The 12,681-nt window shown below is 54.1% G+C and carries 10 protein-coding genes; 3 read left to right on the top strand and 7 right to left on the bottom strand.

The window, feature by feature from the left end; translation table 11 throughout:
- The first annotated feature begins 154 nt into the window (after positions 1-154).
- Positions 155-1,090, top strand: a complete 936-nt coding sequence (locus ACUVOF_RS02035; RefSeq protein WP_447043219.1) for a cation diffusion facilitator family transporter — start codon at positions 155-157, stop codon at positions 1,088-1,090.
- Positions 1,091-1,112: 22 nt separating this feature from the next.
- On the opposite strand, the gene ACUVOF_RS02040 is transcribed toward ACUVOF_RS02035, so the two are convergent.
- Positions 1,113-2,282: an MFS transporter gene (locus tag ACUVOF_RS02040; protein WP_447042777.1), complete on the bottom strand. Its 1,170-nt coding sequence runs from the start codon at positions 2,280-2,282 to the stop codon at positions 1,113-1,115.
- Positions 2,283-2,419: 137 nt separating this feature from the next.
- Between ACUVOF_RS02040 and ACUVOF_RS02045 the strand changes: the two genes are divergently transcribed.
- The gene (locus ACUVOF_RS02045) at positions 2,420-3,808 is read left to right on the top strand and encodes an aminotransferase-like domain-containing protein (protein ID WP_447042778.1); all 1,389 of its coding nucleotides are present in this window, start codon (positions 2,420-2,422) and stop codon (positions 3,806-3,808) included.
- 3 nt (positions 3,809-3,811) lie between these two features.
- Here ACUVOF_RS02045 and ACUVOF_RS02050 read toward each other — a convergent pair whose 3' ends face one another.
- The 3 genes from ACUVOF_RS02050 to ACUVOF_RS02060 all read right to left on the bottom strand — a co-directional run bounded on the left by ACUVOF_RS02050 (position 3,812) and on the right by ACUVOF_RS02060 (position 7,899).
- Positions 3,812-5,302: an alanine/glycine:cation symporter family protein gene (locus tag ACUVOF_RS02050; protein ID WP_447042779.1), complete on the bottom strand. Its 1,491-nt coding sequence runs from the start codon at positions 5,300-5,302 to the stop codon at positions 3,812-3,814.
- A 191-nt stretch (positions 5,303-5,493) separates the two neighbouring features.
- Entirely contained in the window at positions 5,494-7,071 is a 1,578-nt protein-coding gene (locus ACUVOF_RS02055; protein WP_447042780.1) for an aldehyde dehydrogenase (NADP(+)), read from the bottom strand.
- 72 nt (positions 7,072-7,143) lie between these two features.
- Complete coding sequence (locus ACUVOF_RS02060; protein ID WP_447042781.1) at positions 7,144-7,899, bottom strand: FadR/GntR family transcriptional regulator; 756 nt, start codon at positions 7,897-7,899, stop codon at positions 7,144-7,146.
- 628 nt (positions 7,900-8,527) lie between these two features.
- Here ACUVOF_RS02060 and ACUVOF_RS02065 point away from each other — a divergent pair.
- A complete protein-coding gene (locus ACUVOF_RS02065) occupies positions 8,528-8,845 on the top strand; it encodes an NIPSNAP family protein (RefSeq protein WP_447042782.1) in 318 nt (105 codons plus the stop codon).
- 8 nt (positions 8,846-8,853) lie between these two features.
- Here the strand turns inward: ACUVOF_RS02065 and ACUVOF_RS02070 are convergent, their stop codons facing one another.
- The 3 genes from ACUVOF_RS02070 to ACUVOF_RS02080 all read right to left on the bottom strand — a co-directional run bounded on the left by ACUVOF_RS02070 (position 8,854) and on the right by ACUVOF_RS02080 (position 12,625).
- A complete protein-coding gene (locus tag ACUVOF_RS02070; RefSeq protein WP_447042783.1) occupies positions 8,854-10,536 on the bottom strand; it encodes a thiamine pyrophosphate-binding protein in 1,683 nt (560 codons plus the stop codon).
- A gap of 101 nt (positions 10,537-10,637) precedes the next feature.
- Positions 10,638-12,155 carry a tripartite tricarboxylate transporter permease gene (locus ACUVOF_RS02075; RefSeq protein WP_447042784.1) on the bottom strand — a complete coding sequence of 506 codons (1,518 nt, stop codon included), beginning with the start codon at positions 12,153-12,155 and terminating at the stop codon, positions 10,638-10,640.
- Entirely contained in the window at positions 12,155-12,625 is a 471-nt protein-coding gene (locus tag ACUVOF_RS02080) for a tripartite tricarboxylate transporter TctB family protein (protein ID WP_447042785.1), read from the bottom strand. Before ACUVOF_RS02080 ends, ACUVOF_RS02075 begins: the two co-directional genes overlap by 1 nt.
- Between the last annotated feature and the right edge of the window lie 56 nt (positions 12,626-12,681).

Below are 12,681 nucleotides of genomic sequence, written 5' to 3' on the forward strand. Positions count from 1 at the left end.
CGTGAATCAAATAAATGCCTCCTAAGATTAGTAGAACTAACGAGGCTGTCCAAAGCATCGTTTTGAGCAGACGACCGGCATTCGATATGTCACCAGCAAAGTTGCTATGCTTATCGACTATTTTGACGATGTACACTCTGGAGCAGAAACGTTAGTGAAGACAGAATCGAGAACCTTGGCATTTTCCGCCTTGATGGCGCTGCTTATTGGCTGTGCAGGCATTGTTGCTACGTTAGCCTCTAACTCGCAGGCGATCCTGCTGGATGGTCTATTTAATCTTATTTATTTCAGCATCGCCCTCGTCACTATTAAGGTCAGCAAGCTTGCCAGTCGCCCGGACAGCGAGTCGTACCCCTTTGGTTACAGCTACTTTGAGTCGCTTGTGAATCTGTGCAAAGGGCTGCTTATTTTAGGCGTGTCTATTTTCGCCCTGGTCGACGCTATTGCCGCCCTGCTCATGGGTGGCCGCGAAATAGCGGCTGGCTTGGCGGTAATTTATGCACTCTTTGCCACCGTTTCCTGTTCGTTGACGGCCTGGGTGATGCACCGTAGCCAGCGTCATGTGAGCAGCCCATTGGTGGCGGCAGATAAACTAAATTGGCTAGTGAACAGCGTTATTTCCGCCGCGGTATTAGCAGCCTTTTGCCTGGTGATGTTGTTTGAGCGACTGGGCTGGTTGGCCATACTGCCCTATGTAGATTCGATGCTCGTGATTGCAGTGGTGGTGCTCTGTCTGGGTGTGCCTGTGCGCATGGCCTCCCAAGCACTGAAGGAATTGCTTAATAAAACGCCAGAAGAATCTATCGCGGAACCTGTTCGCCAAGCCGTCGCGAATGCCCTGGCTAACACTGACACCCAGCAAGTGCGCGTTCGCATGGTACGCCCAGGCCGCCTGCTGTATGTCATGGTGCATGTGGTATTACCTGAGGCATCCCGTCTCTCCATCACCAACCAAGATGCCCTGCGCGCTCGGATTGACGACGAGGTGCGTCGCTACTACTCCCCCGTGGTGTGCGATGTCGTGTTTACCGCCGACACTCGTTGGGCGGCGCCTTCTTGCGGGCTACTGGTAGAGAAGCATCGCTCATGACATCGTGAACGCTCGGGGCTGGCTATTGTGCCTTACGCAGCAAAATGATCGCCATGATAACGCCGCCCAATAGTGCGAGACCAAACAGCGTTAACGCAAGCGTATGTCCTACCGCATCAATCAGTACCCCGGTGACGATTACAGGGATACTGAAGCCCAAGTAGGCCATCAGAAAATAGCCCGCGCTGGCTTGGGTGGCTTGTTGGCTAGCCGAGGCATCCGCACTCACCAACACACCACTTAACCCTCCCAGGTAGATAAACCCATAGCAAGCGCTACTGGCTGCTACCGTGCCCAGCAGCACCGCCACAAGATTTCCGTGGACAGCGCCCCAAGCGATCAACCCATAGGCAATCGGCAAAATCACCAGACCCAGTCGGGTAGCGCTGCGCGGCGTAAGCCTTCTCGCCCAGGGCTGAAACAGCACCCCGCAGCTGCAGATACCGAAGGTGGCGAAGCCGCTCCAGGCGGATAAACCGTGCAGGCTTAGTGCTGAAGGCAGAATCGCAATCACCAACCCCACCGTCGCCCAGGCCAACAAAATTGCCAATCCATAGGCGAAAGTTCCTTTTGGATAGCTGGGAAGACGTAGCATAGGCGTTTTAGTAGCGCTCGGTGAGCTATCCTTAAGCGTGGTGACCACTACCAACGCTAGCAAAGCGGCAGCGATATAAAGCCACAGACTGGGTGGCGATATGCTTGGGGTGTGGAAAACAAACAGGCTAGTCACCGCCGCCCCCAGGCCAAACCCAAGCGCGGTACTGGCCGTCACATAATTGGTCGCCACACGCTTATCCTCTTCCCCCAATAGTAGTTGCATATAAGCGGGAGCCACCGCTGACATTAGCCCCGTACTGATACCCAGCAGAAAGCGAGCCACACCCAGCGCCGGCAAACCGGGCGCTATCAGGGTGATCCCGGTCGCCAAGAGACATAACAGCAGAGCACTCATTATTAATGGCTTGCGCCCAACCCGATCGGCCAGGCCATTTAATCCCAGCAACACCGATATAATGCCTAACACATAGCAGGCAAAGGCGATGCTGGTGGCGCCAACCCCCAAGTCATCCCGCGCCGCCAGTGCATCATAGAGTGGCGCCTGTAAATTAACCGCCGTGGTAATCGTACATAGCGCAAACGCCAGGCAGGCGGCACTCCTTCTATTGATAGCGCGATTGGCAGTGCGGCTCATAGCGAAGTCCTAAATAAGTAAGTCATTGAACCGCTACCCTCCCACGCTTACCACGCAACGGTAAGGTACACTTAACTCCCACTTTCCAGACACTGTTCTGCCCTTTTAGCGAACAGTTGAAAGCCATAGGGCACGTTATGAAACTAGAGGTTAATCGGCACGCCACGACTCCCATCACCCAGCAGCTCGAAGCGGGTATTCGCGCTTGGATTGCCGCGCACGGTGCAGGCGGTGGCCGTCGTTTACCCTCTATTCGTCGCTTAGCCGCCACCCACCACATCAGCCGTAATGCGGTGATCGAGGCCTATGAACGACTTGTCGCTTCTGGCTTAGTGCGCTCACGACCCGGATCAGGTTTTTATGTGGCGGATAGCGCAGCAGCGCTGGTATCACAACCAGCAGCTATGAGCGGATTGGAAGAGGTCACCAACGGGCTATGGGGGCTTTTCAGTGCCAATGAGCACACGCTCAAGCTGGGCTGCGGCTGGCTGCCAAGCGTCTGGCGCGAAGGCGATGACCTAACTCACGCCATTCGCCAAGTGGCACGTAAAAGCCGTTCGGGAATTTTCGAGTACAGTACCCCGCAAGGGCCGCAGGATTTACGCGGTTTAATCCAGGAACGCCTGCGCCCGCTGGCGATTACTGCGGACGCCCAGCAGATCGTGATGACCGGGGGCGGCAGCCATTCGCTGGATCTACTGGTGCGGATGCTGCTTGAGCCTGGCGATGTGGTCTTCGTGGAATCACCGGGCTATTACAATCTGTTCGGCCTGCTGCACTTACAGCGAATCCGCGTGATTGGCGTGCCGCGATTAGCCGATGGGCCTGATATCGAACGCTTGGAGGTGTTGTTGGCCGAGCACCGACCAAAGCTGTTCTACATCAATAGCGTTTTTCACAACCCCACGGGCAGCACGCTCACCCCGGCGGTAGCGCACCGAGTGTTACAGCTTGCCGAACAACACGATTTTCAGATTATTGAAGACGATATCTACGCGGATTTTCAGCACACCCCCACCACCCGTTTGGCAGCGCTAGACGGTTTGAGCCGGGTGTTCTACCTGGGTAGCTTTTCGAAAAGCCTCTCCTCTTCACTGCGAGTAGGCTTTGTCGCTGCGCCCGTGGCTTGGGTGCAACGCCTTGTGGATATCAAGATGTTGACCAGCATCTCCGCTTCGCGATTTGCCGAGCAGGTGGTCATCACGATGCTGCAAAACGGCAGCTACCGGAAGCTTACCGAACGGCTGCGCATCAAGCTCGCCAATCAAATGGCAGTGGCACTAATGATGCTAAAAAATGCCGGCTGGGAGGTGTATACCCAACCGGCTGGCGGGATGTTTGTATGGGCAAAACCACCGGCAGCCATCGCCCCTGAAACTCTGCGTGAACTGGCTAGCCGGTGGGAAATCACGTTATCGCCGGGGCATCTGTTTTTTGCCGATCACCAGCCAACGCCCTGGCTTCGGCTCAACGTCGCCTATATACAAGACCCAAGGGCGAAAGCGTTTATCGAAGCAGGGAGTTAACCCCTACTCCTCTTTTGCCTCTTTTACGGGCCATACATCGGCATCTACTAATTCCGGACGTTTTAATATGGCGGGGTCAAAGAGTGGCTCTTCAATACCTGCTCGGCGTTGGCGCTCGTAATCCTTCAATACGGCAACTGCAATGGGCGCCATAAACAGAATGGAAAACAGGTTCGTCGTGGCCATTAACCCCATCGCCAGGTCGGCAAAGTCCCAGACCACGCTTAGCTCTGCCACCGAACCGAGCAGTACCATCGCTAGAATGATCACCTTGAACACGTTGACCGCTTTTTTAGCGTGGCGGCGGAACAGAAATTCGATATTAACCGACGAGAATGAGAAGTTGGCCAAGATGGAGGTAAAAGCAAAAAACAGTATCGCTAACGCAATGAATATCTCGCCAAAGCCACCTAGATGATCAACCATGGCATCTTGGGTAAGCTGTATCCCTTCGATGCTCTCCCCTGGCGACTCCGACATCAGCCGTTCATAAACGCCAGAGAGCAGGATCACCACAGCGGTACAACTGCAAATCACGATGGTGTCGACGAACACCCCAAAGGATTGCACCAAGCCCTGGGCCGCGGGATGTTTGACGGTGGCCTGGGCAGCCGCGTTAGGTGTCGAGCCCATGCCCGCTTCGTTGGAAAATAAGCCACGCTTGATGCCATTTTCCATGGCCGCTTTAATCGCATAGCCTGCTGCGCCGCCCACCGCTGGCCCAAGACCAAAAGCACTCATCACAATCAGCGAGAGCATATCAGGGACGGCGGAGAGGTTAGCAAACAGAATCCATAACGCGACCAGTAAGTAAGCAATGGCCATGATCGGCACGATTTTTTCGGCAGTTCGTGCCACCGACTTGAGGCCGCCATAAATCACAAAGCCTGCCAAAATGGCGATTACTATGCCCGTCAGCCAGTTAGGAATGCCAAAGGCACCGCTCATGCCCTGGGCAATCGTGTTGGATTGTGCAGCGTTAAACGCCAGTCCATAGGCGATAATCAAAAATATCGCGAACAGTGATCCTAACCAGCGCCAGCCTAGGCAACGTTCGATATAAAACGCAGGGCCGCCGCGGAATACGCCATCCTCGTTACGATGCTTATACACTTGCGCCAGCGTCGATTCGATAAAGGAAGTTGCAAAACCGAGCAACGCTGTCACCCACATCCAAAAAATGGCCCCTGGGCCACCAATCCATAGCGCCAGGGCCACACCGGCTAGGTTGCCGGTCCCCACCCGCGCCGCCATGGAAGTCGCAAAGGCCTGAAAGCCGCTAATGCCATCCCCAGCGCCCCGGGCGGTAAACGTCACATAGGCCATATGCCTGAACAGACGAAACTGCATCCCGCGAGTCATAAAGGTAAACAGCAGGCCAGCACCTAAGAGTAGATAAACAAGAATGTAGCTCCAGATAAAGTTACTGACAGGCATCATGATGGTATAGAGCCCATCGCGCAGCGGGGCAATGATTAATTCAAGGGTCTCCATGGGCATATTCTCCAAGTAATCTCATGTTTACACGTGAGTATGTGCCCTGACCCGACGTGCTATGTTGGCCCGCTTAGCAAGCGAAGCATGACATTAGTCTAGACAGTTTTTCTGCCTGCCCACAAACAAAGGACATAAAAAAGCGGCCCTTAGGCCGCTAGAAAAACTAAAGCTTGTTTGTTGCGTTATTTCTATAGTTCGCGCTTACCATCTACCAGTCGGCTAACCTTCAACGGATTAGCTTCATGTAGGGCGTCGGGCAGCAACGCCTCAGGTAGCGATTGGTAGCATACCGGGCGCAAGAAGCGTTTGATGGCGGCAGTACCAACCGATGTGGTACGGCTATCCGAAGTAGAAGGATAAGGCCCGCCGTGAACCATGGCATGGCAGACCTCAACGCCTGTTGGCCAACCATTGGCCAGGATACGCCCCGCTTTACGCTCCAGCGTAGGCATCAAACCCTTCGCCGCCTCTACATCTGCGTCGTTCATATGTAACGTGGCCGTTAGCTGCCCTTCCAACTGCTCGGCAACTTTTTTAACGTCGGCCATATCCTGGCACTCGATAATTAGCGAGCTTGCGCCAAAGACTTCTTCCTGAAGCACTTTGGAAGCGAGAAAGTCATTGGCACTAACGGCAAACAACCCCGTTTGGCACTGGTAACTGCCGCTGCCGGTTTCTCCACGAGCAACTTCACGCACATTAGCTTCACTGCTTAGCGCAGAAACGCCTTTTTCATAAGCACTGTGAATACCCGGTGTCAGCATGGTTTGCGCGCCGCTAGCTTCCACGGCTTTTTGCGCTGACTGAATAAACGACTCCAGGTCGGCACCTTTAACCGCAATCACCAAGCCTGGGCTTGTGCAGAACTGACCAGCGCCCATATTCAGTGAGCCAACAAAGGCTTCCCCCAGCGCTTGGCTGTTTGCTTTCAGTGCTTCTGGTAGTAGAAAAACGGGGTTAATGCTGCTCATTTCGGCATAGACCGGGATCGGCTGAGGCCTAGCCTGAGCGGACTGTATTAATGCATTACCACCACTGCGCGACCCGGTAAAGCCAACCGCCTGAATGCGCGGGTCAGTGACAAGCGCCTGGCCAATTTCATTGCCCGCCCCAAAGAGAAGCGAGAAGACACCTTCAGGCAGGTTGCAGGTTTTCACCGCTTTTTGAATCGCACGGCCCACCAGCTCTGAGGTACCAGGATGGGCAGAGTGGCCTTTCACTATTACGGGACAGCCAGCAGCCAGGGCTGAAGCGGTATCGCCACCCGCCACCGAAAATGCCAGTGGGAAGTTGCTGGCACCAAACACCGCGACAGGACCTAGTGCGATATGACGCTGGCGCAGATCAGCACGCGGCAGCGGCTGACGCTCCGGCAGTGCGGGGTCGATACGCACGTCGAGCCATTCCCCCGCGCGCACCACTGAAGCGAACAAGCGTAACTGACCGCAGGTTCTACCGCGCTCGCCTTCTAGACGCGCCTGCGGTAAACCGGATTCTTCCATGGCGCGCTCAATGAGCTCACTGCCAATCGCTTCGATCTCATTGGCGATAGTCTCAAGAAAGGTGGCTCGCGCTTCTAGCGAGGTTTCGCGATAGGTATCAAACGCTTCCCAGGCAAGCGAGCTTGCCTGCTCAACGTGAGCTCGACTGCCACCAATATAAACAGGCGCTAGTTTTTCGCCAGTGGCAGGATTAACCGCTTGAATATTGGCTTGGGTACCGGTCACTGCTTGTTGACCGATTAGCATTTCGCCTCGAATCGTCATAGGTTGCTCCTTATAGGGGTCAGTGGTATCACTGTTCGCGATATTCCTCGTCGCACTAAACCGGCCGCGATGCTACTGGTCGCGATACTGGGCGTACATATTGCGCGCCCGGTTAAGGTGTTGGTACATGGTTTCGCGGGCTGCTTGAGCATCACGAGAAAGAATAGCTTCGAGAATGTAGGTGTGTTCTTCCTGAACGCGCTCTAAGTAACGCTCGGAGGAGATGGGGTTGATATCAATACTCAGCAGCTTGGCGCGGGGAATGACGCTCTGACTCCACTGCTTGTAAAAAGATTGAAAAAAGGGGTTTTTAGTCGCCGTGGCAATCGCAAAGTGGAACAGGTAATCCTCTTCACGGGCTTGGGTTTTGGCAGTATAAGCATTACTAAAGGCTATATGCTGCGCTTCTAACCGCTGACGATCTTCATCGTCATGGCGTAAGGCGGCTAGTTCAGCCGCTGCAGGTTCTAAGGTTAACCGCAGCTCCAGCAGATGGAGAATATCTTCCACCGTGGTGGGGTTGATACGCTCGGCGGGCCGCGCCTCCACCGTAGAAGAGCGCAACACGGAGGTACCTACACCGCGACGAGTTTCGACTAGCCCCAGCGACTTAAGATGCGTAATCGCCTCGCGTATCACCGTGCGGCTAACACCGAAGGAGTCACAAAGGCTATTCTCGGTGGGCAGCTTTTCTCCAACCGCAACTTTCCCTTGGGTAATCAACGCTTCCAATTGGTCGGCCACGTGCACGGACAAACTTCCCTGCTGCGTCACTTTACTAATTTGAAGCGGTTTTAGGGCAGATGCCGTTGCGCTGGTTTTGACCATGGAAGCTATCCTTCATTAATAAACAATTTGTATTATATCGTACAACCGTGGTCTTGTGAGTGCCACTAAACGTGGCCTAGGCGGTGTACCATGTAACAGGCTTTGATTGAACAATGCCTTAACCCAGTTGCTAATTCTGATATCACAAAATGTACAAAATAACTCCACGAGCATCAAACATAATACATCATACAAGATGTAAAATAGGTCTCGCTGCCTTGCAAAGCAAGCAGAACTCAAGAAATTCAAACCAAAGTTGCAGTAGCATACTGATGAAAATCTGCTCGATCAAACCAAGCCCTTGATCATAGCGTTATTTGAGACATTTTTTTGTTGAAGTTTTGTATGATGTAATACAACCTATCTTTTATGAAAGATAAGGAAGGCAATGAGATCACAACGAAATATAACGTACCCCCTCATGTCGGCAAGACGCCACAAGATTATTGGCTTGCATAGCATTGAGGCGCCACGCCGCACTTGCAGCCTTTAATTTATTGCTTCAGTTGGCCTTGTTCGCCAAGCCTACCGCTCCAAATCAGCATTCGTTAACACTCTGGATTTCCCAACAGCCTTGCTGAACCACCCATCTTTCACTGAGGCTGTCTAATCACCTAGGAGTAACACCATGTTATATGATCACCGCACTTATACCTGCACACCTGGCACGCTGAAGAAGCAAATGGCGCTTTACGAAGAGCATGGCTGGCCGATCCAAAGACGCCACCTGGGGGAGCCTCTACTTTATGGGCCGGTCGAAACCGGCAATGTGAATTCATATGTGCATATTTGGGTGTTTAAAGACGCCGCTGACCGTAGCCAAAAGCGCGCCGCCATGCAAAGCGACCCCGAGTGGGCCGACTATCTCAAGAAAAGTGCCGAGGCGGGTTACCTCATCAGTCAGGAAAATAAGATCGTTATTCCCGCCCCTTTCTTCAAAGATTAACGCCGTCATTAACTGGCTTTTGCGGAACGCAGCGCCGAAACGGTGGTGCGTGTCGAAATCCGCTCAGGGTCGGTCACTAGCTCAATCACGGCGGGGCGACCCGACGCTATAGCCCGCTCCAGGGCGGGCTTAAAGCTACCCGTATCACTGACTCGCTCGAAATGGGCTCCCAGCCCCTCGGCCAGTTGGCCGAAATCCGGATTCACCAAGTCGGTTCCCGACACACGGTTTGGGTGTTCACGCTCCTGGTGCATGCGAATCGTACCGTAAGTACCATTATTGAATAGCAACACAATAGGTCTAGCGCCATGCTGCACGGCAGTCGCGATCTCGACACCGCTCATCATGAAGCCACCATCGCCGACAAACGCTAGCACACTCTTATCGGGGTCACGCAAAGAGGCAGCGACGGCGGCAGGTACCGAATAACCCATTGCGCCGCAGGTCGAACCAATAATCCGTCCGGGACGCTGATAGGCCAGAAAGCGCTGCGCCCATCCGGTATGGTTTCCAGCATCCAGAGTCACAATACAGTCCTTCGGTAGGCTATCGCGCACTTCATGCATCGCCGCCCCCATATCGAGCGGGTAGTCATGCACCGGAGGTAAAGTATCAGCAAGATATTCGTCGCGCAGTGCCTTGCGCCAATCACGCCAGCGCTTGCGCTGCTGCCAATCGCAGGTTGATAACGCTGCGGCCAGCTTATCAGGGGCCGAAACAACGCCCAGCGCCGGGCTAAATACACGGCCTATTTCATCGGGGTCGATATGCACATGGACCAGCGTCTGGCTGGGATTGGGGGCAGTCAGCGTAGTGTAGGTCCGAGTGGTCATCTCACCGAGCCGGGCACCGACGACGAATAGCAGGTCTGCCTCGGCAAGGCGCTTAATCAGTGATGGCACCACGGCGGTGCCAAAATCACCGACATAGCATTCAGAGGCGTTGTCCAAAATGTCCTGACGTCGAAACGAGCAAGCCACTGGAATGCCGTTAGTTTCAGCGAAGGTGCGTAACTGCACACAGGACTCATCCGTCCATCCCGCCCCACCTACCAATATCATGGGACGCTCGGCACGCGCGATCCGGGCTGCGATTTCCTCGATGTCTTCCACAGCGACGCCCGGTCGCGAGGCTGTATAGGGCGGGGCATCATCGACTTCGACGATATCGGTCAACATGTCCTCGGGCAGCGCCAGCACCACCGGACCTGGGCGGCCAGAGGTAGCAACCCGAAAGGCACGTGCCATGTATTCGGGGATTCGGCGAGCATCCTCAATCTGGGCGACCCATTTGGCTACTCCACCAAACATGGTCCGGTAATCAATTTCCTGGAATGCTTCCCGATCCATTGAGCCTCGATCGACCTGACCGACCAAAAGAATCATTGGCGTCGAATCTTGCTGGGCGATATGGACACCAATAGCGGCATGGCAGGCGCCAGGGCCTCTCGTCACCAGACAAATACCGGGGCGCCCCGTCAGCTTGCCATAGGCTTCGGCCATGTTCGCCGCGCCCGCCTCATGACGCGCGTTATAGAGGGTAAAATGCTCGCGCTGATCATAAAGGGCATCGAGCACTTCCAAATAGCTCTCCCCTGGCACGCAATAGCCGCTATCAGCACCGTGTATGAGAAGTTGGTCAACTAGTACTTTTCCCCCGGTACGCGGTAAGGGGCGAGTTTTTGTTGTCATGTTGGCATCCTAATGGCTGAGATGAGCGCCTCCAGCTGTTCGTAATGATCAGTACGAGAGGCGCCTATCGAATAAGAGAACCCAATTCTGTTGCTTGCAAGCTAGGGAATGGCATCAAGCTTTGGCTTCTTGCGCAGAATCAGATAAGCAAAGACGACAGTCAGCGCCAGAAAAGCCAAACTGTCCAGACTCGTCAAAAAGACAATCGGGTTACCGTCATTAAACGACAAGGATCGGCGCAGATACTGCTCCAGATCAGGCCCTAGGATAAAGCCCAGCAGCATGGCGACTACCGAGTAATTATGTTTGCGCAGGAAGAAAGCCAGTACACCGAACATCAGTGCCAGAAACATCTGGAAAATAGAGTAAGTTGCCACGTAGCTGCCAACGAGCGCCACCACAGCAATGGAGCTGTAGAGTAGGCCGCGAGAGATCGAGACGATACGAATAAAGTACGGCCCGAACAGGAACAGCGTCAGCGGGATAAGAATCAACGCGCTCACAAACAACGAGGCAAACATCGGTGCAATCAGGTCGGCCTGCTGTTCAATAAGGCGTGGCCCTGGCTGTAAGCCGTTGATCACCAAAACGCCAAGCACAATAGCCGTGGTTGGATCGCCCGGAATCCCGAACATCAACATCGGCACAAAGGCACCACCGCACATGGAGTTGTTAGCCGATTCAGCCGCCGCAATACCTTCGCGGCTGCCGTTGCCATACTCCTCGGGCTTCTTCGAACCGCGCTTGGCATCGGCATAGGCCACGAAAGCGGCCATCGAGCCACCCGCGCCAGGCAGGATGCCAATGGCATAGCCAATAAAAGCACTCTTAATATAGGTAAAGAAGCCCACCTCACGGATTTCCGACCAGGGGGGAATAAAATCGCGCCGACGAATTTTTAAGCCTTTCGCCCGCTTCAGAGTATTTTCCAGAGAAAGGTTCCAGTTCTGCGCTTGTACCAGTAGCTCACTGATCGCGAACGCGCCAATCACCACCGGCATTAAACCGATACCTTCGACCAGCAGTTCAGTGCCAAACTCAAAGCGTGGAATCGGCTGGAGTACATCGATCCCGACGGTGGCCAGCATGATACCCAGCGTGGTGGCGACAATCCCTTTGGCAATGGCCCCCTTATCGACAATGATGATCACCACCAGAGCGAAGAGCACAAGCGAAAACTTCCCAGGGGTGCGAATCAAGAGTGCCAGCTCGCCTGCGATCGGCATGAACGCCATCAGCAATAACGCGCCAATTGAGCCACCAATCATCGAGCCTAGTGCCGCGTGGCCTAGCGCATTGGCGCCATGACCTTTTAACATCAAGGCGTTGCCTTCCACGGCGGTCATCATTGAGGAAGGTGCACCTGGAATATTGATGGTGGTGGCCGTGATACTGCCGGAGTACATCCCCGCCATGAAGATCGAGGCACACATGACCAGGGCTGGGACAACGTCAATCGTGTAAGTAATGGGTAATAACAGAGCGATCGCCAATACGGAGGTAAGACCCGGCATCGCACCGAAAAAAGTACCAATCAAGAACCCGGCAATCATGAAGCCAAGCACTTGCCAGCTCAGCAATGCTTCAAAACCGCCCAGAAAACTAACGAAGGTCTCCATCAGAATCCTCCTAACACGGGAGGCAGACGCACCCCAAAAATACCGGCAAATAGTCCGTAAAAAAGCGCTGTAACGGCGATCACATAAAATATAAAGAAGGCGGGGCGATGTTTCTCGAAGTCAAAGATCAGAAAGAGCGCTACCACAAAACAAAGCGTAGCGGGTATATATCCCAAGGGACGAAACACGCTGATATAAAGACCTGTCGCCACCACAATCAGTAGTGGCCTTAACAAAGAGCCACCGACGGCCGCCTCGGCTTCTTTGCGCCACTCCCCTACTATCACAACAATCAGCGCCGCATACATGATGAGCGCCATCAGGATAGGCATGAAGCGCGGCCCCACAATGGTGTCACCACCGAATTGCGAGCGTATGGTCAAGGCTTCCGCCAGATAGATCGTAGTCAATATCAGCAAGAAGGCTGGAAACAGCACTGCCGACCTTTTGAAGCGTTCGACGTTGTTCATTGACTCAAAATCCTCTAATTGAGTTAGCCGTGGCACCGGTAACCGGCGCCACGCCC

This window comes from Vreelandella sp. H-I2, assembly GCF_052959335.1.

Excerpts from the sequence above, each read along its gene's own strand:
- ACUVOF_RS02040 (WP_447042777.1), bottom strand. The coding sequence starts at position 2,282 with ATGAGCCGCACTGCCAATCGCGCTATCAATAGAAGGAGTGCCGCCTGC.
- ACUVOF_RS02045 (WP_447042778.1), top strand. The coding sequence starts at position 2,420 with ATGAAACTAGAGGTTAATCGGCACGCCACGACTCCCATCACCCAGCAG.
- ACUVOF_RS02050 (WP_447042779.1), bottom strand. The coding sequence starts at position 5,302 with ATGGAGACCCTTGAATTAATCATTGCCCCGCTGCGCGATGGGCTCTAT.
- ACUVOF_RS02055 (WP_447042780.1), bottom strand. The coding sequence starts at position 7,071 with ATGACGATTCGAGGCGAAATGCTAATCGGTCAACAAGCAGTGACCGGT.
- ACUVOF_RS02060 (WP_447042781.1), bottom strand. The coding sequence starts at position 7,899 with ATGGTCAAAACCAGCGCAACGGCATCTGCCCTAAAACCGCTTCAAATT.
- ACUVOF_RS02065 (WP_447042782.1), top strand. The coding sequence starts at position 8,528 with ATGTTATATGATCACCGCACTTATACCTGCACACCTGGCACGCTGAAG.
- ACUVOF_RS02070 (WP_447042783.1), bottom strand. The coding sequence starts at position 10,536 with ATGACAACAAAAACTCGCCCCTTACCGCGTACCGGGGGAAAAGTACTA.
- ACUVOF_RS02075 (WP_447042784.1), bottom strand. The coding sequence starts at position 12,155 with ATGGAGACCTTCGTTAGTTTTCTGGGCGGTTTTGAAGCATTGCTGAGC.
- ACUVOF_RS02080 (WP_447042785.1), bottom strand. The coding sequence starts at position 12,625 with ATGAACAACGTCGAACGCTTCAAAAGGTCGGCAGTGCTGTTTCCAGCC.